This window comes from Phenylobacterium aquaticum, from assembly GCF_022695515.1.
GTDB classification, from domain to species: Bacteria; Pseudomonadota; Alphaproteobacteria; order Caulobacterales; family Caulobacteraceae; genus Phenylobacterium; species Phenylobacterium aquaticum.
In genome coordinates this window covers 43,509-61,683 of the sequence record NZ_JALDPT010000022.1, presented here as the reverse complement: position 1 = coordinate 61,683, position 18,175 = coordinate 43,509, and the positions used below count along the sequence as shown (strand labels likewise).

General features: G+C 70.1%; 15 protein-coding genes. 10 read left to right on the top strand and 5 right to left on the bottom strand.

The window, feature by feature from the left end; genetic code table 11:
• Positions 1 to 119: 119 nt before the first annotated feature.
• Complete coding sequence (locus tag MQH10_RS16160; RefSeq protein WP_242565048.1) at positions 120 to 1,100, top strand: LysR family transcriptional regulator; 981 nt, start codon at positions 120 to 122, stop codon at positions 1,098 to 1,100.
• 96 nt (positions 1,101 to 1,196) lie between these two features.
• Positions 1,197 to 3,620, top strand: coding sequence for an ATP-binding protein (locus tag MQH10_RS16155; RefSeq protein WP_242565047.1), 2,424 nt, complete (start codon positions 1,197 to 1,199; stop codon positions 3,618 to 3,620).
• Here the strand turns inward: MQH10_RS16155 and MQH10_RS16150 are convergent.
• Positions 3,581 to 5,050, bottom strand: a complete 1,470-nt coding sequence (locus MQH10_RS16150; protein WP_242565046.1) for a flavin-containing monooxygenase — start codon at positions 5,048 to 5,050, stop codon at positions 3,581 to 3,583. The genes MQH10_RS16155 and MQH10_RS16150 overlap by 40 nt on opposite strands.
• A 149-nt stretch (positions 5,051 to 5,199) precedes the next feature.
• Between MQH10_RS16150 and MQH10_RS16145 the strand changes: the two genes are divergently transcribed.
• The 5 genes from MQH10_RS16145 (at position 5,200) to MQH10_RS16125 (ending at position 10,433) form a co-directional block, all read left to right on the top strand.
• The gene (locus tag MQH10_RS16145) at positions 5,200 to 5,622 is read left to right on the top strand and encodes a DUF5360 family protein (RefSeq protein ID WP_242565045.1); all 423 of its coding nucleotides are present in this window, start codon (positions 5,200 to 5,202) and stop codon (positions 5,620 to 5,622) included.
• Positions 5,622 to 6,215 (top strand): TetR/AcrR family transcriptional regulator, encoded by a 594-nt coding sequence (locus MQH10_RS16140; protein ID WP_242565044.1) that lies wholly within the window; start codon positions 5,622 to 5,624, stop codon positions 6,213 to 6,215. Before MQH10_RS16145 ends, MQH10_RS16140 begins: the two co-directional genes overlap by 1 nt.
• A 101-nt stretch (positions 6,216 to 6,316) precedes the next feature.
• Positions 6,317 to 7,345 (top strand): NAD(P)/FAD-dependent oxidoreductase, encoded by a 1,029-nt coding sequence (locus tag MQH10_RS16135; protein ID WP_242565043.1) that lies wholly within the window; start codon positions 6,317 to 6,319, stop codon positions 7,343 to 7,345.
• A 32-nt stretch (positions 7,346 to 7,377) separates the two neighbouring features.
• On the top strand, positions 7,378 to 8,547 hold the full coding sequence (locus MQH10_RS16130) for an acyl-CoA dehydrogenase family protein (RefSeq protein WP_242565042.1): 1,170 nt from the start codon (positions 7,378 to 7,380) through the stop codon (positions 8,545 to 8,547).
• A 92-nt stretch (positions 8,548 to 8,639) separates the two neighbouring features.
• Positions 8,640 to 10,433, top strand: coding sequence for an ATP-binding protein (locus tag MQH10_RS16125; RefSeq protein WP_242565041.1), 1,794 nt, complete (start codon positions 8,640 to 8,642; stop codon positions 10,431 to 10,433).
• A gap of 21 nt (positions 10,434 to 10,454) precedes the next feature.
• Here the strand turns inward: MQH10_RS16125 and MQH10_RS16120 are convergent, their stop codons facing one another.
• A complete protein-coding gene (locus MQH10_RS16120) occupies positions 10,455 to 11,150 on the bottom strand; it encodes an energy transducer TonB (RefSeq protein ID WP_242565040.1) in 696 nt (231 codons plus the stop codon).
• Between the two features lie 173 nt (positions 11,151 to 11,323).
• On the opposite strand from MQH10_RS16120, the gene MQH10_RS16115 reads away from it, so the two are divergent.
• Positions 11,324 to 12,172, top strand: coding sequence for a transglycosylase SLT domain-containing protein (locus MQH10_RS16115; protein ID WP_242565039.1), 849 nt, complete (start codon positions 11,324 to 11,326; stop codon positions 12,170 to 12,172).
• A gap of 117 nt (positions 12,173 to 12,289) precedes the next feature.
• Here the strand turns inward: MQH10_RS16115 and MQH10_RS16110 are convergent, their stop codons facing one another.
• The 3 genes from MQH10_RS16110 to MQH10_RS16100 all read right to left on the bottom strand — a co-directional run bounded on the left by MQH10_RS16110 (position 12,290) and on the right by MQH10_RS16100 (position 15,989).
• On the bottom strand, positions 12,290 to 12,769 hold the full coding sequence (locus MQH10_RS16110; protein ID WP_242565038.1) for a hypothetical protein: 480 nt from the start codon (positions 12,767 to 12,769) through the stop codon (positions 12,290 to 12,292).
• Positions 12,770 to 12,922: 153 nt separating this feature from the next.
• Positions 12,923 to 14,119, bottom strand: coding sequence for a CaiB/BaiF CoA transferase family protein (locus tag MQH10_RS16105; protein ID WP_242565037.1), 1,197 nt, complete (start codon positions 14,117 to 14,119; stop codon positions 12,923 to 12,925).
• 55 nt (positions 14,120 to 14,174) lie between these two features.
• On the bottom strand, positions 14,175 to 15,989 hold the full coding sequence (locus MQH10_RS16100) for an ATP-binding protein (protein WP_242565036.1): 1,815 nt from the start codon (positions 15,987 to 15,989) through the stop codon (positions 14,175 to 14,177).
• A gap of 178 nt (positions 15,990 to 16,167) precedes the next feature.
• Between MQH10_RS16100 and spbR the strand changes: the two genes are divergently transcribed.
• Positions 16,168 to 17,316, top strand: coding sequence for a SpbR family protein (spbR, locus tag MQH10_RS16095; protein ID WP_242565035.1), 1,149 nt, complete (start codon positions 16,168 to 16,170; stop codon positions 17,314 to 17,316).
• Between the two features lie 67 nt (positions 17,317 to 17,383).
• Positions 17,384 to 18,169 (top strand): NUDIX hydrolase, encoded by a 786-nt coding sequence (locus MQH10_RS16090; RefSeq protein WP_242565034.1) that lies wholly within the window; start codon positions 17,384 to 17,386, stop codon positions 18,167 to 18,169.
• Positions 18,170 to 18,175: the final 6 nt, after the last annotated feature.

Genomic DNA, 18,175 nt, shown 5'->3' with positions numbered 1-18,175 from the left:
TAGGGCGTTGTTCGACCTCCCGGCAGTCTCAAAGGTTGCATGGGGGCGCCACGCTTACTCAGGCCCCGGACCATGTGCTAAGCATGGCGCGGGGCCCGGTCTTTGTGGGGGGGCGAGGCATGGACGAGTTCGAGCGCACCCGCGCCGACTGGGATGACATCAAGGCGTTTGTCGCCGCCGCCCAGGCCGGGAGCTTCGGCGCGGCCGCGCGTCGTCTGCGGACCAGCCAGCCGACCGTCACGCGGCGGATCGACGACCTGGAGACCCGGCTGGGCGTCCGCCTGTTCGACCGGGGCATCCGCGGCGTGACCCTCACCCGCGTGGGCGAGCTGGTCTATGACCGGGCGCTCACCATGCAACGGGCCTCGGTGGATATCGAGCGCCTGGTCCTGAACAACGACCATCCCGACGTGGGCGAGGTGCGGATCGCGGTTCCCGAGGGACTGGCAGGCTATGTCCTAGGCCTCGAAGTCGCAGAATTCCTGCGGGAAAATCCCGGCATCCGCCTGTCCCTGGACTGCGGGGGCCTGACGGACAATCCGGTGGAGGCGCACGCCGACCTGTCGATCCAGCTGACCGACGGGGATTCCTCAGACATCCTGGCGACGCCGCTCGCGACCTTGCACTACGCCCTGTTCGCCTCACGGGACTATCTGGATACGTATGGCGCCCCCACGCGTTTGGAGGCGGCCGCCGGGCACAGGTTCATTTATCACGACGCCCAGATCCGGGATCGGTGGGGCGCGCGCACCGCCGCCTTCATGGAGCTGGCGGCGCCGGCCCTGGTGCTCAACTCCTCCACCGCCATGCTGCACGCCATCCAGCGCGGCGCCGGGATCGGGGCCATTCCGACCGCTATCGTCAGCCTCGCCCCGGATCTGGTGATGCTGGACATTCCGCCTTTGGCCGCCGCTCCGCTCTGGCTGTGCCAGCATCGCGACTCCGCCAAGAACCCCCGCGTCGTGCGGGTGGCGGACTGGCTCGCCTCGATCTTCGACGCCCGCGATCGGCCCTGGTTCCGCAGCGAATTCATTCACCCCCGGGAATTCCAGGGCTGGTCCTGGCCGGCGGTGACGGCGCGGACCCAGGACCGCGCCTGAGGGCGGGGTCTCAATCCGCCCTTAACCTCAGCCAGGCATTGTGGCCCCCATTGTTTTGCGCGGTCTGGGGGTGACATGGCTGGCGATCCGGCGCCTATGCCGACCGCGACAGACGAGGGGCCGTTCGGCCTCGGCCTGTCCCGCGCGGTCTGCGATCGCGCCACCCGCCTCGCCCGCGCGCTGTTCCCCGGCGACAACGCCCAGGTCGTGCTGCTGCACGACGGGCAGATCTGGCGCAGCCGCGACCCCCTGGGCCTCGAACAGGTCGAGGACGTCGCCGCGGGCGTGGCGCTCAGCACCGGCGAGCTGATCTGGGTCGAGGACGGCCGACTTGATCCGCGCTTCATGAGCCACCCCCTGGTCACCGGGCCGGTGGGCATGCGGTTCTATGCCGGCGCGCCCCTGCGCCTGGGCGATGGAACCACGCCGGGGGTGCTGGCCGTCTATGGCGCAACGCCCAGACCCTATGACACCGCCCTGGCCGCGCGCCTGACGGACCTGGCCGAATTCGTCGCCGATGAATGGGCCCGGGCCCAGTCCGTGCGCGCGCGCGAACAGAACCGCCGGGAGCGGGACGCGGTGCTGGCGACGCTCAGCGCCGTGGTGCGGTCCGCGCCGGTGTCGCTGCTGCTCACCGACGACCAGCTGCGGGTGCAGGACTGCAGCGGACGCTGGGCCGCGCAATTCGGTCTGACGCCCGACGAGGCCGTGGGCCGCAGCCTGGCCCAAATGGCGCCGGCGATGTTCCAGCATTGGAAGGGCGCGCTGCACGCCTGCCTCGACGGCGAGTCCGTGCGGTTCGAACAGGCCGGGTTCGACCTGCCGGGCGGCGCGAGACGGTGGTATTCGGCCGAATTCAAACCCTGGCGGACCGCCACCGGCGAGATCGGCGGGGTGATCGCCGGCAGCCATGACATCACCGAGATGGTCGAGGCCCTGCGCCGGACTGAGCGGTCGGAGCAGCGCCTGACCCTGGCGCTCGAGACCGCCGACATCCACGTCTACGACATCGACTATGAGCGCGGCGAACTGTTCAAGGCCGGCCTCGAGGAGCGCTTCTTCGGCGAGGAGAAGACGTTCGAGGAGCTGAACCGCGACATCTGGACGACGATCCATCCCGAGGACCGGCCGATCGCCAAGGCCGCGTGGAAGCGCTACCTGACCAAGGGCGAGCCCTATTGCCCGGAGTATCGGATCAACCGACCCGACGGCCGCGAGGTCTGGGTGGTGTCCACCTGCCGGCTCGTCACCGACGACGAGGGCCGGCCGGTCCGCCTGATCGGCGCCCTGCAGAACATCACCGCCCGCAAGGCCGCCGAGCGCGCCCTGGTCCAGGCGAAGGACGACGCCGAGGCGGCCAACCGCGCCAAGTCGACCTTCCTGGCGACCATGAGCCACGAGATCCGCACGCCCTTGAACGGGGTGCTGGGCATGGCCCAGGCCATGGCGGCCGACGCCCTGTCGGACGTGCAGCGCCAGAGGCTGGACGTCATCCACCAGTCCGGCGAGACCCTGCTGGCCATCCTCAACGACGTGCTCGACCTGTCGAAGATCGAGGCTGGAAAGCTGGAGCTGGAGGAGGCCCAGTTCGACATCAGCGAATTGGCCCGCGGGGCGCACGCGGTGTTCGCGGCCATCGCCCAGCGCAAGGGGATCAGCTTCGGCCTGACGGTCGACGCCAACGCCAACGGTATCTATCTGGGCGACTCCACGCGGGTGCGGCAGATCCTCTATAATCTGGTCTCCAACGCCCTGAAGTTCACCGAGCGCGGCGAGGTCCGGGTTTCGGTCGAGCGCACCCAGGACATGCTGCGGCTGTCGGTCGCCGACACTGGGATCGGAATCGCCCGGACCCAGCTGCAGACCCTGTTCCAGAAGTTCGAGCAGGCCGACGCCTCGACGACGCGGCGCTATGGCGGCACGGGCCTGGGCCTGTCGATCTGCCGCGAGCTCGTGCAGCTGATGGGCGGCTCGATCGCGGTGGACAGTCAGCAGGGGCGGGGCACGACCTTCCGAGTGTCCCTGCCGCTGGAGCGGGTGACCGGCGAGACGCGGCCCGTGGACGCGCCGGCGCCGATCGAGGGCGCGCCCACCGACCTGCAGCTGCGGGTGCTGGCCGCCGAGGACAATGCGGTCAACCAGCTGGTCCTGAAGACCCTGCTGGGCCAGGTCGGCATCGAGCCCCTGATCGTCGACAACGGCCTGAAGGCCGTCGAGGCCTGGTCGCGGGAGCCCTGGGATGTCGTGCTGATGGACGTCCAGATGCCCGAGATGGACGGCCCGACCGCGACCGCCGAAATCCGCGCCCGCGAAGCCGCCGAGGGGCGGCCGCGCACCCCGATCGTGGCCCTGACCGCCAACGCCATGGCCCACCAGATCGCCGAATACCGGGCCGCGGGCATGGACGGATTTGTTGCCAAGCCGATCGAGGTCGCCCGCCTGTTCGCCGTCATCCAGCAGGTGCTGGACGACAACGAGGCCTATTCCGCCGGTTCCGAGGCGCGCACCGCCGAAGCATAGGCGCCGGCGTCGAACCGGGCCACGGCCTCGGCATAGGCCTGGGCCGTGTGCGGCCAGTTGTTCAGGATCTTGCCGCCTTCGGTCTTGTACCAGCTGGTGCAGGACCCGGCCCAGGGCGTGTGGGCGAGGGCGGCCTGCAGCTCGTCATTATAGGCGCGGCTGACCTCGGGCCGGACCACGATCGGACCGGCCGCCGCCGCCGCCTCCAGCGCCTGGAGCACGTAGTCGGCCTGGGCCTCCAGCATATAGATGATCGAGTTGTGGCCCAGATTGGTGTTGGGGCCGTAGAGCATGAACAGGTTGGGGAAGCCCGGGGTGGTGATCCCCAGATAGGCCTCCGGCCCGTCCGCCCAGGCGGTGTTGAGATCGAGACCATCCAGGCCGCGGATCTTCAGGTCGCCGGCGAAGGAGCGGGTCTCGAAGCCGGTGGCGTAGATCACCACGTCAGCCTCGTGAAGGCGGCCCGCCCCGTCGACGACGCCCTCGGGCGACAGCCGCGCCACGCCGTCGGTCACCAGGGTCACGTTCGGGCGGGTGAGGGCGGGGTAGAAGTCGTTGGAGATCAGCACCCGCTTGCAGCCCAGCTCGTAGTCGGGCGTCAGCTTGGCGAGAAGCTCGGGGTCGGTGATCTGGGCCCGCAGGTGGGCCAGAGGGATCGGAACCTCCTCGACCGGCAGGGTTCCGGCGCGGCGGGCGGCGAGCCGGTCCTCGGCCATGCGGAAGATCTCGTCGCGCACCGCCTGCATCAGGGCCGGATTGGCGCGGAAGGCCGCCATCTCCTCGGCCGTGTAGGGCCGGTCGAGCCGCGGGACGATCCAGTTGGGCGAGCGCTGGAAGAGGGTGAGCTGGCCCGCGACCTTGGCGATCTCCGGCACGAATTGGATGGCGCTGGCGCCGTTGCCGATCACCGCCACCCGCTTGCCGGCGAGCTCGACGCCGTGATCCCAGCGCGCGGAGTGGAAGGCCGCGCCCGCGAAGGCGTCATGGCCGGGGATCTGGGGGATCTTCGGGCGGTTCAATTGGCCCCAGGCGGTGACCAGGGTCTCGGCCGTGATCGCAAAGCCGTCGGCCGCGGTGATGCGCCAGAGGTTGGTCGCCGCGTCCCAGACGGCCGAGGTCACCTCGGTGTTCAGGCGGATCTGAGCATCCAGGCCGTTCTGGGCCACCACGCCCTCGATATAGGCCAGGATGTCCGGTTGGGCCGAATAGACCCGGGGCCAGTCGGGGTTCAGGGCGAAGGAGAAGGAATAGAGGTGGCTGGGGATATCGCAGCCGCAGCCGGGATAGGTGTTCTCCCGCCAGGTGCCGCCCACCCGGTCGGCCTTCTCCAGGATCAGGAAGTCGGTCTCCCCGCGCGCCTGCAGCTTGAGGCCCATGCACAGGCCGGCGAAGCCCGCGCCCAGAATGGCGACCTTGATATCGGCGGTCATAGGCGTCCTCCCCGACCTGACTTTGCGGAAAGGCTATCGGGGGTCGGATAGGTTATCAACGGTAAGATTGCCGGCGACGCGCGCCAGGTTTCGTCTCGACAAGTCGCGCGAAGGTGGAGAACATGCCCTCCTTCCGTTAGGGGATCGCCATGAGCCGCAGGCTCTCCGTCGCACTTGCGATCACAGACTTGTCGTTCATCGCCTATTGGGCGGTGGCGTTCGCGGCGCAGGTCGGCCTGATCCATCTGCCCGCGGCCCTGATGTATTCCGGCTATGGCGAGGCGCGGGTGACCGCCTGGAACTGGTCGTTCTTCCCCCTCGATCTCGGCTTTTCCCTGGTGGGTCTGGCCGCGGTCCGCGCCGCGCGGCGGGGCGAGCCCCTGTGGCGGCCGCTGGCCCTGATCTCCCTGGTGCTCACCCAGGTCGCCGGCCTGATGGCGGTGGGCTATTGGGCGCTGCTGGGCGAGTTCGATCCGTCCTGGTTCCTGCCCAACCTGGCCCTCGTGATCTGGCCCCTGGCGTTCCTGCCGCGGCTGATCTGCGACCTGGCCGCCCAGCCGGAGGCGGCCTGATGTCCTGGCTTGAGGGCGGGGTCGCCCGCCGACGCAGCTATCACGTGGGCAATCTGCGCGCCCAGTTGCTGGAGGAGGCCCGCGCTCTCTTGGAAAGCGGCGGCATCGGCCAGCTGAACCTGCGCGCCCTGGCCGCCCGGGCCGGCATTGCGCCGGGCTCGGTCTATCATCACTACGCCTCCAAGCAGGCCCTGCTGGCCGGATTGGCGGCGGAAGGCTTCGGGGAGCTCGAGGCGGCGCTGAAGGCGGCGGCCGGGACGGAAGCCCTGCCGATCCGCACCTGCGCGCTCGCCTATTTCGGCTTCGCCCGCGCCCAGCCGGCGCTCTACGCCCTGATGTTCGATCCCCCCATCCTGGCCGAGCCGGAGGTCGACGCCGCCCGGGACCGGGCCTTCAAGGTGCTGGAAGCCGCCATCGCCCAGGCGGCCAGCCAGGCGGACCGCGACGCCAAGACCGTGCACCAGATCGCGCTCGCGGTCTGGGCCTGCGGCCACGGGGCGGCGGCCATGACGCTCGCCGATCCCGGCGACCGGGACGGGCGGCTGATGGAGGAAGTGATCTCCGGCCTGGAGGCCCTGTTCCGGCGTCGCTGAGGCCGGACCGCCGAGCCCAGGCGCCTGAACCCCCGGGCCTGCGGGCCCGCATTGATCCATCTCCGCTTGATTTCGTCGCCGAAGCCCGCTCGTTAGGCGCCATGAGCCGCATCCGGATCACTGTCGCCGGCGCGGGGGCCATGGGCCTGACCGCCGCGCTCGCCCTGGCCGAGGCCGGCTGCGAGGTCACGGTGTTCGATCCGTCCGCCTCCTTGGCCAGCGCCTCGGGCATGGCGGCGGGCATGCTGGCGCCGGCGTTCGAGGCCGCCCTCGATCCTGAGGCGCGCGATCATTTCGACCTGTTGCTGGCCGGCCGCGACCTGTGGCCCGGCCTGGAGGCGCGGCTGGGGATCCGGCTGGACCGCAGCGGCGCCCTGGCCGTCGGCTCACCTGCGCATCTGGAGCGCAGCGACCAGGCCCTGCGGCGACTGGGGCTGCACCCCACGGGCATTCCGCGCGGCGCCCTGGCGGACCTCGCGCCCGGGCTCGCGCCGGGCTGGACCTCCGGCGTGCTCACCCGCGAGGACTGGCGGATCGACCCGGCCCAGGCCCTGGCCGCCCTGCGGGCCGCGGCCGAGGCCCTGGGGGTGACGTTCCAGGCGCGTGCGGCCACCGGCTTCGAGGGCGCGGACCGGCTGGTCATCGCCACCGGCGCGGCCCGCGACCTGGGCGTCGTGGCGCCGGAGCTGTCGCGGCTTCATCCCATCAAGGGCCAGCTGGTGCGGGTGATGACCGGCGCCTATGACGGACTGGTGATCCGCGGGGAGGGCGCCTATGCCGCGCCCTTCGCCGGCGGGCTCACCCTGGGCGCGACCATGGAGGCCGGGCGCGACGACCTGGAGATCGACCCGGAGCGCATCGCCGCGCTGAAAGCGGTGGGCGCAGGCCTGTTCCCGGCGGTGGCCGGCGCTGTCGGCGACATCGCCCAGGCCGGGGTGCGGGCGGCGACGCCGGACGGCCTGCCGATGGTCGGGCGCGGACGACACCATGGGGTGCTGTTGGCGGTGGGGGCGCGGCGCAACGGCTGGCTGCTCGCCCCCCTGGCCGCCAGGATCATCGCGGCTTGCGTGACGGAAGGGGAGGCGGGCCCCTATGCCGGCCGCCTCGATCCCGCGCGGTTCTCGGCCTGAATTTCCAAGACTAGACCTCGGGGAGGGGCGCCATGAGCGGTTTCTGGTTCAGCGATGAGCAGGAGGCGATCCGCGAGAGCGTCGCGCGCCTGTGCGCCGGGTTCGACGCCGAATACTGGCGCAAGACCGACGATACGGGCGACTTCCCGGAAGCCTTTGTCGCGGCCATGGCGGCCGGCGGCTGGCTGGGCGCGGCCATGCCCACCGAGCTGGGCGGTTCGGGCCTGGGCCTGACCGAGGCCTCGATCGTCATGCAGGCGGTCGCCCAGTCGGGGGCCGGGTTCTCCGGGGCCAGCGCCCTGCATCTGAACATCTTCGGCCCCATGCCGATCGCCAAGTTCGGGACCGACGCCCAGAAGCGGCGGCACATCCCCCGGCTGATCGCCGGCGAGGACAAGATGTGCATCGGCATCACCGAGCCGGACTCGGGCCTCGACACCACCAGCCTGACCACCCGCGCCGACCGCATTCCCGGCGGCTATGTGCTGAACGGCCGCAAGCTGTGGACGACCTCGGCCCAGCGGGCCAACAAGTTCCTGATCATCGCGCGCACCACGCCGCGCGACCAGGTCAAGAAGTCCACCGAGGGGCTGTCGCTGTTCTACACCGACTTCGACCGCAGCCGGATCGAGGCCAATCCGATCCCGAAGATGGGCCGCAAGGCCGTCGAGTCGAACGCCGTGTTCATCGACAATCTGGAGATCCCGCAGGACGATCTGATCGGGGAGGAGGGGCGCGGCTTCTACTACCTGCTGCAGGGACTGAACCCCGAGCGGGTGCTGTTCGGCGCCGAGGCGGTGGGGTTGGGCCGCGCCGCGCTCGCCCGGGCCACGGCCTACGCCAAGGAGCGGGTCGTGTTCGGCCGGCCGATCGGCCAGAACCAGGGCATCGCCCATCCGCTGGCCAAGGCCTGGGCCGAGCTCGAGGCCGCCAATCTGATGGCCTTCAAGGCCGCCGCCCTCTACGACGCCGGCCGCGAATGCGGGGCCGAGGCCAATGCGGCCAAGTACCTGGGCGGGGAGGCGGGGTTCAACGCCTGCGAGACCGCGATCCTGACCCACGGCGGCATGGGCTACGCCAAGGAGTATGACGTGGAGCGCTATTTCAGAGAATCGATGATCGCCCGCATCGCGCCGATCAGTCGTGAGATGGTGTTCAACTTCATCGCAGAACGTGTGCTGGGGCTGGCCAAGAGTTACTGACCCCGGCCCCAAATTGGGCGTCGGTCGTTTTGGGGGTTAACCCGAAGACAGGCCTAATTCCGCAGTATTCGAGTCTACTCGGGGGCGCGGGCATGGCAAAGGCGACGGGCGAACTGGACACTCTTCCGGAAGGGGAGGTGGCGGCCGCCTATGTCCCTGTAGTTCGTGGATATTTAATCGCCGCCGCCTGCTATTACTGCATCATCGCGGCCGCCCATCCGGTCTATGGAGTCGGCGCGACCCTGATCTATCTGGACGCGCTGGCGATCCTGGCCGCGGGCGCAGCCTTCTATTTCTGGCGACATCTGGGTCGGGCCGCGCTGAGCCTGCTGCGACTTGAGGTCGCAGCCGCGACGATCAATACGCTCTTCCTGATCAATGTCGTCGCCTACCTCACGGTGCACTTCGAACCGCTGAAGCTGGTCTATTTCGTCCTGATGGCCCTGGTGTTCGGCACCTCGGCGCCCAGCCGCCGCGTCGCTTATGGCAGCGTGGCGGCGGCGGTGACCGGCTTCCTGATGCTGGCCCGCGACGCGCCGGGCGATCTGATCGGCCAGTACGCCTTTGTCGGCGTCGCCGGGGTTTTCGCCGCGATCGGCATGTCGACCCTGATGCGCGGGGCGGTGATGCGCGAACTGCGCGCGCGCCTGGCCTCCGACGCCCTGAACCGCCAGCTGCAGGACAAGCTGGTCGAGAATGAGCGCCTGCGGACCGAGGCCCAGGACCTGGTGGTCACGGCCCAGGCCGCCAACCGCGCCAAGACCGAATTCCTGGCCACTATCAGCCATGAGATCCGCACGCCGCTGAACGGGGTGTTGGGCATGGCCCAGGCGATGGCCCAGGACCCGTTGCCGGACGTGCAGCGCGGCCGGCTGTCCCTCGTGCAGACTTCCGCCCGCACCCTGCTAGACGTCGTCAATGACGTGCTCGACATCTCGAAGATCGAGGCGGGCAAGATGGAGCTGCTGCCGGCGCCCTTCTCCTTCGACCGCTTCGCCGAGGCCATGCGCCGTCTCTATGGCAGCCTGGCGGAGGAGCGCGGCCTGAGCTTCGCCTTCGAGGTGGCGCCCGGCGCGGCCGGATGGCGCCTGGGCGATGAGGTGCGGCTGCGCCAGGTGCTGAGCAACCTGATCGCCAACGCCCTGAAGTTCACCGATCACGGCGGCGTCGAGGTGCTGGTGACCGGCGATGCGCGGCGCATCTGCGTCGATGTCACCGACACCGGTGTCGGGATCCCGCTGGAGCGCCAGGCCCAGATCTTCGAGAAGTTCGTCCAGGCCGACAGCTCCAGCACCCGCCGTGTGGGGGGCTCGGGCCTGGGCCTGGCGATCTGCCGCGAGGTGGTGTCGCTGATGGGCGGGACGATCGCCTTCGACAGCGCCCCGGGCGTCGGCACGCGGTTCAGCTTCGAAATCCCGCTGGAGGCCGTGGAGCCGCCCCTGGGCCAGGCGTCCGACCCGGGCGCCGCGCTGGAGGCCGAGTCCGCCCTGCGGGTGCTGGTTGTCGACGACAATCCGACCAACCGCACCGTGCTCACCACCCTGCTGGAAAACCTGGGCGTCGCCTCCGAGGCGGTGCGCAACGGCCATGAGGCGGTGGAGGCCTGGGGGATCGGGACCTGGGACGTGATCCTGATGGACATCCATATGCCGGAGATGGACGGGCTGGACGCCAGCCGCCTGATCCGCGCGGGCGAGGCCGAGACGGGGCGGGCGCGCACGCCGATCGTCGCGGTCACGGCCAGCGTGCTGGCCCACGAGACCGAGGGCTATTACGCGGCCGGCATGGACAATGTCATCGCCAAGCCGATCGAGGTTCAGCGGCTGATCGAGGTGATCGAACAGAGCCTCGCCCAGGCGCCGGCCGCGCGCGCCGCCAGCGCCTGAACAGGGTCTACTGAACAGGGTCTATTGGGCCAGCTTGAAGCGGATCGGAATCCGCACGATGGCCCCGTCGACCGCCTGGCCGTCCTCGGTCTGGGGGCTCATCCGGAACAGGGGCGCGAGCTTGAGGGCCGCGGCGCCGAAGCCCTCGCCGGCCGGCGTCTCGGAGATGGCGCTGCAGTCGCGCACCGTGCCGTTCGCGGCGACCACGCAGGAGAGGCTGGCCGAACCCTCGATCCCCCGGCGCACGGCCCGGTCCGGATAGACCCGGGCGAGGTCGCGGCCATCCGGACGGCTGAGCCAGTGCGGCTGTCCGATCACCGGAATCCTGGGCGGCGTCACGGGCTGGGGCGGATCGACCGGCAGGGTGACCGGGCCTGCGGGCTCCACGTGGTTCAGGGCCGGATCGGGCGGCGGCGTAGGAAGCGGATCCACCGTGGGCTGGGTGAGGTTCGTCGGCGGATGCAGGACCGGCGTCGGTTTGGGGGGCGTGGGCGAGGGGACCGGCGGCCGGAGTTTGTCGATCGTGACGAGGATGGGATCGTCGGACGGGGTGGTCGCCTCCGGCGGCGGGGCGACGAACCTCTGGACGCCCAGATAGCCGAGCACCGCCAGATGGGCGGCGACCGACAGGCCGATGGCGACGGTGGCGGGCCGCGACAGGCGTGGTCGGGACTGGGGAATCCCCGCATAGGCGGGGGTGAACGGACCGGTTGTCATGACGTCTCCTCCCAGGAGCTCTGTTGTGGTCACGACATCAGGGTCGCGCGCCGATCGCGGCCGAACCTTGGCCTTGCGGCAGCGGGACGGTGACCTTCCTGGGGCGGCGCCTGGGGCGACCCGCCGCAGTATGGTTAGCGCGGCGTTAACCATGTCCGTTCACATCTGGCCCCATGGCCATCCAGGGACTCAGGGGCGTCGTCGAGACCGCCATCCAGCGCGCCTCCAGCGCGACGGGGGTCGACTTCTCGTTCCTGATGAAGACGGCCAATCGCGAGAGCAGCTTCAATCCGCGGGCCAAGGCGGCGACCTCATCGGCCGCGGGACTGTTCCAGTTCACCGAGCAGACCTGGCTGTCGACCATCAAGCAGCATGGCGCCAAGTACGGCTACGCCCGCTACGCCGACCTGATCACCAAGGGCTCTGACGGCCGCTACCACGTGGACGGGGCGGAGGCGCGCAAGGCGGTGATGGAGCTGCGGATGGATCCGCACGCCGCGTCCCTGATGGCCGGCGAGCTGGCCTCGGACCACGCCTCCTATCTGCGCGGCCGCACGGGGCGCTCGCCCACCGCCGGCGAACTCTATGCGGCGCACTTCCTGGGGCCGCAGGGCTCGGCCAGGCTGATCGAGGCCGCCCAGACGCGGCCGGGCGCCAGCGCCGCCAGCCTGTTCCCCGACGCCGCCCAATCCAACAAGGCGATCTTCTACCGCGATGGCCGCCCGGCCACCGTGGCCGAGGTCTACGCCAATCTCACCCGCACCGGCGGCGGCGCGCCAGCTGTGGAGGCCCCTCAGGTCACGCCCGACCAGGGCTTCGTCCAATACGCCTCGGCCCGTAACTCCGACCGGCTGAAGGAACAGGCGGCCCTGGTGGACCTTATCCTGCGCGGGCCGCAGGGCGTGGACGGGCTGTCGACCGGCGGCGGGAGCCGCGGCGGGACCGCGGGGCTGGCGAGTTCGATGTTCTCGACCGAGATGCTGCGGGTGCTCTCTGACGCGCGGGACGACCGGAAGAGCTAGACGGGCGCGATCGGGCGTTTGGTGGCTGCTGATGGCACCCAGCTGGCGAAAACTGAACGTTTGAATTTGGGCCTAAACCCAACGGGCGAAATCAACCGTGGGCGGACTTCTCGCGATCTAACGAGCCCAGGGCTCAAGCCCGGCAACGATGATCGCAATAAGTCCAATGGGGACTGAGGCAGTGGCGACGAGAAGGAGTCCCCGGTTCGCGCTAGCAAATGAAACCTGAGATCCCGACATCGCCGCTTGATTAGCTCGTCGCAGTGGGGGCACCACCCAACTGATGCCATTTGCACCAAGCGCGGCGACCGGTATTGCCACCAGAGAGCAACCAAGCACCACGTAGACGGCTGTGGCGCCGGTGACCTGCCCTTTGTGGAAGATGGCGAAGGTTCGGAAAAGCAGGCCGCCCACGAGCAGAGCCAACGCGTAAAGCGCCACCTTCTCGAAGATGGCTACCGACGAGGATATCCGCTGTTTAACATCGCGCGTCTGTCGGAAATCGTCAGTCCGACTTCGCAGCCGCCTGAACCAAAAAATGCCGAGCAGTAACAACCCCAAGAAACCGAACGACCAGACCGTTTCAGCGAGAGACATGCGAGGTCGTCGTCCTTCCGTTTGCGAGCGTCACGTTCGCAGGTTGTAGAGAGTTCGCAATCGACCCTTCGGCGGCCCTGACGAGTACTGCTTCCGGGCAGCGGCTGCTCACCGCTAAGTCCATCCTCGGCGCGCCAGCCACCGGCGCGCCCGTCAGGCCGCCGCGCCCTCGGCGATCATCGCTGCGACCTCGGCCTCGCCATAGCCCAGTTCCGCCAGCACCTCGCGGGTGTGTTGGCCGAGCACCGGCGCGGGGGGGCGGCTGACGGCGTCGGCGCCGGGGAAGCGGGCCGGGGCTGCGGGGGAGCGGAAGGTGGAGCCCTGGCCGTCCTCGACGCCCACCCAGGCGCCGGCGGCGGCGACCTGGGGGTCGGCGGCGACATCGGCGGGGCTCTGGAAGGGCGCCCAGACGAGGTCGGCGGCGTCGAGCCGCTCGGCCACGGTGGCGAAATCGAAGACCCGGAAGGCGGCGTCCAGTTCGACGGCGAGGGCCGGGGCGTTGACGCGGCGGGCCTTGCCGGTGGCGAAGCGCTCGTCCTCAGCTAGATTCGGCCGGCCGGCGGCGGTGATGATCGGGACCCAGTCCTTGCCGGCGCCGCGGGGATTGATGACGAACCAGCGGCTGTCCGAGGTCTGGTAGAAATTGGCCAGGGCGTCGAAGGGCTGGCTGTGCGGCCGGGCCGAGGCCAGGCGGCCGAAGGTCAGCTGGACGGCGAGGTCCGAGCCCACTGTATAGACCCCGGTGGCGAGCAGGGAGGTCTGGACCAGACGGCCCTCGCCGGTGCGCTCACGCTCATAGAGGGCCGCCAGGATCGCCGAGACGGTGGCGAGCGATGTCGTGTGGTCGCCGACCCCGGTGCGCAGCAGGAAGGGCTCCTGGCCCTTGGGCACGGTCATGTGGCCGACCCCGGCGCGGGCCCAGAAGGCGGTGACGTCGAAGCCCGGCTTGGCCGCGTCCGGCCCCTCCAGGCCGTAGCCCGTGACCACGGCGTAGACCAGCCTGGGATTGGCGGCGCGCAGGGTGGCGTCGTCCAGGCCCGCGCGCTTGAGCGAGGCGGGCCGGACATTGGTCAGGAACACGTCGGCCTCGGCGGCCAGTTTGGCCAGGGCGTCACGGCCGGACGGCTTGGAGATGTCCAGCACGATGGCCCGCTTGCCGCGGTTGTCCATGCTGAAGGTCGGATTGCCGGCGAGGTCGGCGGCGGCGTCGGCGAAGACGTGGCGCATGGGGTCGCCCTCGGGCCGCTCGACCTTGATCACCTCCGCGCCCCAGTCGCCCAGGATGCCCGCCGCGCCGGGGGCGGCGATGTAAGAGGCGAATTCGACGACCTTCAGACCCTTGAGCAACACGCCCGGCACTCCCTTTTTCTCGTTGGGAGCATTGTGTCGGTCGGACGCGCCGGCCTCAAGCCACGACGCGATTTTCCGGTTCGGATCGGCCGGCGGAAATGGCGTCGGCCACGGCGCGGGCCACGGCGCCCACGCTGACCGGCTTGCGCAGCACGGCGTCGGCGCCGGCGGCGGTGCAGTCCATGGCCTCTTCGGCGTCGCCGCCGATCACGGCGATGATTGGCGGCTGGCCGCCATGGCCGGTGAGGGCGCGGATGGCGGCGATGGTCTGGGGCCCGTCCATATTGGGCATGCGGCCGTCGATCATGATCAGGTCGAACTCGATCGCCTTGGCCAGTTCGAAGGCCCGGCGGCCGTCGACGGCGTGGACCACATGGTGGCCCAGCTGTTCGAGCACGGCCCGCAGCATGGCGGCGTTCAGGCCGTCATCCTCGGCGATCAGCACGCGCAGGGCCTTGCGGTCGGCGGGATCGGGCGTGGTCGAGACCTCGGCCTGGACGACCTCTCGCTCGGCCGTGGCCTCGGGATCGTAGGGCAGTTCGAGGCGGAAGCAGCTGCCGACGCCCACGGCGCTGTGGGCGGTCAGGTCGCCGCCCATCAGCCGGGCCAGCTGACGCGAGAGCGACAGGCCCAGGCCCGCGCCGGAGGTGCCGGCGCTGGTGCGCTCCACCCGCAGGAAGGGTTCGAAGGCGCGCTCCATCTCCTCGGCGGCGAGCCCCGGACCCGTATCAGCGATCTCGATGGCGATGCGGCCGGACAGGGTCTGCTCGATGCGAGCCTCGACCCGGCCGCGGACGGTGAACTTCACGGCGTTGCCGATCAGGTTGGCGAGGATCTGGCGGGCGCGATGGGCGTCGGCCAGGGCCGCGCCGGTCTTGGCGCTCGCGAGGTCGTCGGACACGTGCAGGGCCAGTTCCAGCCCCTTGGCCGTGGCGTTGGGACGGTTCAGCAGCACCAGGTCGCGCAGGAGGTTCACGGCGTCGAAGGGCCGGGCCTCGACCGACAGGCGGCCGGCCTCGGCGGTCTCGGAATCGAGCGTGGTGTTGAGCACCGAGATCAGGTCGTTGGCGGCGTCGAGGGCGGCCGACAGCTGCTCGCGCGACGGGGCGCCACGGCCGTTGCGACCGGCGGCGGCGGCCAGCACATGGGCGACGCCGGTCAGGCCGTTGCGGATCTCGTGGCTGAGGGTGGCGACGAGGTCGGACTTGGACTGGGCGAGCCGGCGGGCGGCCTCGACCATGCCGGCGCGGTCGGCGATCAGGGTCTCGCGCTCGGCGGCCATTTCGAACTGGCGGCGCAGGACGCGGTTGAAGATCAGGGCGAGCGCCATGGAGAGCGCGATCGCCCCCCAGCTGAGGCTGGCCAGCTCCCGGGTCTCGGGCTGGGCGAAGAGGGCGATCAGAGGCCCGGCGGCGGCGGCGGGGCCGACGATCAGCAGGCTGGGCAGCCAGGGGGAGGCGAAGAAGATCACCACCACGGCGGCGGCCACGGCGGTCAGCAGCAGGGGCTCGCGCGCCGCGCCCGCGCCGTCGGCGAAGAAGGCGATCTGGCCGACCGCCAGGGCCCAGATCAGGGCGCAGAAGATCTGCACCCGCCCGCGCATCTTCAGGTCGGTCGCGGCCTCAGGCTTCTTCAGCCAGTTCACCGCGCCATAGAAGGCGGCCCAGGCGGCCGCGAAGATCGCGAAGGTGGCGCTCATCCACACCGCATTGGGCGCGTGGCTGCCGGCCCAGACGTAAGCTGGCAGGCTGACGGTGAACACCGCAAGCGCGTAGGGCAGCAGGGCGGTCTGGGCGTCCAGGGCCTGTTGGGTGGCCGAAAGGCCCCCGCGCTGGGGCTCGGACGATCGAAGATCGGGCTGGGCGGGCACGGGGGTGGAACCTCGAAATTGATGCAACCCAGGCTAAGCCCACAGCCTTGGCGACCCGTTACGGAACATCATTAATCGCGACGTTATCCACCGATACGCCTGCAACAGATCATTAAGCCTAATTCACCATTATACTCGCGACGGACCTCCGATTCCGGAGGGCAGGGGCTGGGTGAGCATGTCGACGACGCGGGCCGCGCTGACGGATGAGGACATCCGCACGCTGGTGAAGGGGGCGACCCCCGACGAACGCGCGGTGGCCGCTCATAAGATCTGCCGCAATATCGATCGCAGCGTCGTCACTCCGGCCGACCGGGACAAGGCGCACGAGATCCTGCGGGTCATGGCGTCGGACGCCGCCGAGCTGGTGCGCCGGGCGCTCGCGGTCACGCTGAAGAATTCCCCCAATGTGCCGCGCGACGTCGCCCTGAAGCTGGCGCGGGACGTGGAAAGCATCTCCCTGCCGATCCTGTCGGCCTCGCCGGCCTTCACGGACGAGGATCTGATCGAGATCGTCCGCCTGGGCGGGCCGGTCCGCCAGGTGGTGATCGCCAAGCGTCCGCGCGTCTCCCAGGCCGTGACCGAGGCGATTGTCGAGAACGGGGTCGAGCGCGCGGTCGAGGCGGCCTGCGCCAACGACAACGCCGACTTCGCCGAGCGGACCCTGCAGAAGGTGATCGAGCGCTTCGAGCGCTCGGAGCGGGTGCTGGCGGCGGTGGCCTATCGCCAGGCCCTGCCCATGTCGGTGACCGAGAAGCTGATCGACATGGTCAGCGAGCAGGTCCGCGACCACCTGATCAATCACCAGACCCTCTCGCCGGAGCTGGCGCTCGAAATCGCCATGGGCGCCAAGGAGCGGGCGACCATCGACCTGGTGGATCAGGCCGGCCGGGCGGCCGACGTGAAGACCTTCGTCGCCCATCTGCACAAGAACGAGCGGCTGACCGCCTCCCTGCTGCTGCGGGCCCTGGCGCATGGGCACATGACCTTCTTCGAGTGGGGCGTGGCCGAACTGGCCAGTGTGCCGCATCACCGCACCTGGCTGATGATCCACGACGCCGGACCGCTGGGGCTGCGGGCGATCTATGAGCGCACGGCCCTGCCGGCGCGGCTGTTCCCGGCCTTCCGCGCGGCGGTCGACACCTATCATTCCATGGAGTTCGACGGCGGGGCCAAGGACCGCGAGCGGTTCCAGGAGCGCATGCTGCAGCGGTTCCTGACCCAGCCGGCCAACGCGTCGCGCGACGATGTGGAATACCTGCTGGAGAAGATGGACCGCATCTCCCAGGAGGCGCGACGGGGCGCGCGGGCGGTCCAGACCGCCTAAGGCGGGTGACCTAAGGGCGCCCGAAACCCTGCTTGCACGCGCGGCGTCTGGCGCCCAAGCTGAGGGCATGACCGATATCGCGCCCGACTCCGCCATCAAGCCGGCGGCCACCATCCTGATCCTTCGCGACGACCCCGCCTTCGAGGTGCTGATGGTCAAGCGGCACCATCAGATCGACTTCGCCTCAGGCGCCCTGGTGTTCCCGGGCGGCAAGACCCACGCCGGCGACGACGTCGCCGAATGGGCCGACCACCTGCTGGGCTGGGACGATTTCGACGCCGTGCAGCGGGGCCTGCGCATCGCGGCGATCCGCGAGGTGTTCGAGGAGGCGGGCCTGGTGCTGGGCCGGCGCAAGGACGGCTCGCCGATCGGCGGGGAGGCCGCGCCGCTGGACGTGCGCAAGGCCGTGGACAAGGGCGAGATCGCCTTCCTGGACGTGGTGCGCGACCTGGGCGTCCAGCTCGACCTGCATGCGCTGACCGTCTTCGCCCGCTGGATCACCCCGCCGCTCACGCCCAAGCGGTTCGACACCTGGTTCTACGCCGCCAAGGCGCCGGAGGATCAGCTGGCCGCCTGCGACGGGCACGAGACGGTGGACGCGGAATGGATTGCGCCGTCGGAGGTGCTGCGCCTGGCGGAGGCCGGCGAGCGCAAGGTGATCTTCCCGACGCGGATGAATGTTCAGCTGCTGGCGGAGGCCTGGAGCGCGGCGGACTGCATCGGCCGGGCGCAAGGGCGGGAGCTGGTGACCGTGCTGCCGCAGATCACCGAGCGGGACGGGCGGCGCGTGCTGGTGCTGCCGCCGCACGCCGGCTACGGCGACGTGGCCGAGCCGCTTGAAAACGTGATGTAGGGTCGG

What these genes read in the sequence shown, in the direction of transcription:
- MQH10_RS16140 (WP_242565044.1), top strand. Translation starts at nt 5,622, where the DNA reads ATGTCCTGGCTTGAGGGCGGGGTCGCCCGCCGACGCAGCTATCACGTG.
- MQH10_RS16145 (WP_242565045.1), top strand. Translation starts at nt 5,200, where the DNA reads ATGAGCCGCAGGCTCTCCGTCGCACTTGCGATCACAGACTTGTCGTTC.
- MQH10_RS16150 (WP_242565046.1), bottom strand. Translation starts at nt 5,050, where the DNA reads ATGACCGCCGATATCAAGGTCGCCATTCTGGGCGCGGGCTTCGCCGGC.
- MQH10_RS16120 (WP_242565040.1), bottom strand. Translation starts at nt 11,150, where the DNA reads ATGACAACCGGTCCGTTCACCCCCGCCTATGCGGGGATTCCCCAGTCC.
- MQH10_RS16090 (WP_242565034.1), top strand. Translation starts at nt 17,384, where the DNA reads ATGACCGATATCGCGCCCGACTCCGCCATCAAGCCGGCGGCCACCATC.
- MQH10_RS16155 (WP_242565047.1), top strand. Translation starts at nt 1,197, where the DNA reads ATGCCGACCGCGACAGACGAGGGGCCGTTCGGCCTCGGCCTGTCCCGC.
- MQH10_RS16135 (WP_242565043.1), top strand. Translation starts at nt 6,317, where the DNA reads ATGAGCCGCATCCGGATCACTGTCGCCGGCGCGGGGGCCATGGGCCTG.
- MQH10_RS16125 (WP_242565041.1), top strand. Translation starts at nt 8,640, where the DNA reads ATGGCAAAGGCGACGGGCGAACTGGACACTCTTCCGGAAGGGGAGGTG.
- MQH10_RS16110 (WP_242565038.1), bottom strand. Translation starts at nt 12,769, where the DNA reads ATGTCTCTCGCTGAAACGGTCTGGTCGTTCGGTTTCTTGGGGTTGTTA.
- spbR (WP_242565035.1), top strand. Translation starts at nt 16,168, where the DNA reads ATGTCGACGACGCGGGCCGCGCTGACGGATGAGGACATCCGCACGCTG.
- MQH10_RS16130 (WP_242565042.1), top strand. Translation starts at nt 7,378, where the DNA reads ATGAGCGGTTTCTGGTTCAGCGATGAGCAGGAGGCGATCCGCGAGAGC.
- MQH10_RS16115 (WP_242565039.1), top strand. Translation starts at nt 11,324, where the DNA reads ATGGCCATCCAGGGACTCAGGGGCGTCGTCGAGACCGCCATCCAGCGC.
- MQH10_RS16160 (WP_242565048.1), top strand. Translation starts at nt 120, where the DNA reads ATGGACGAGTTCGAGCGCACCCGCGCCGACTGGGATGACATCAAGGCG.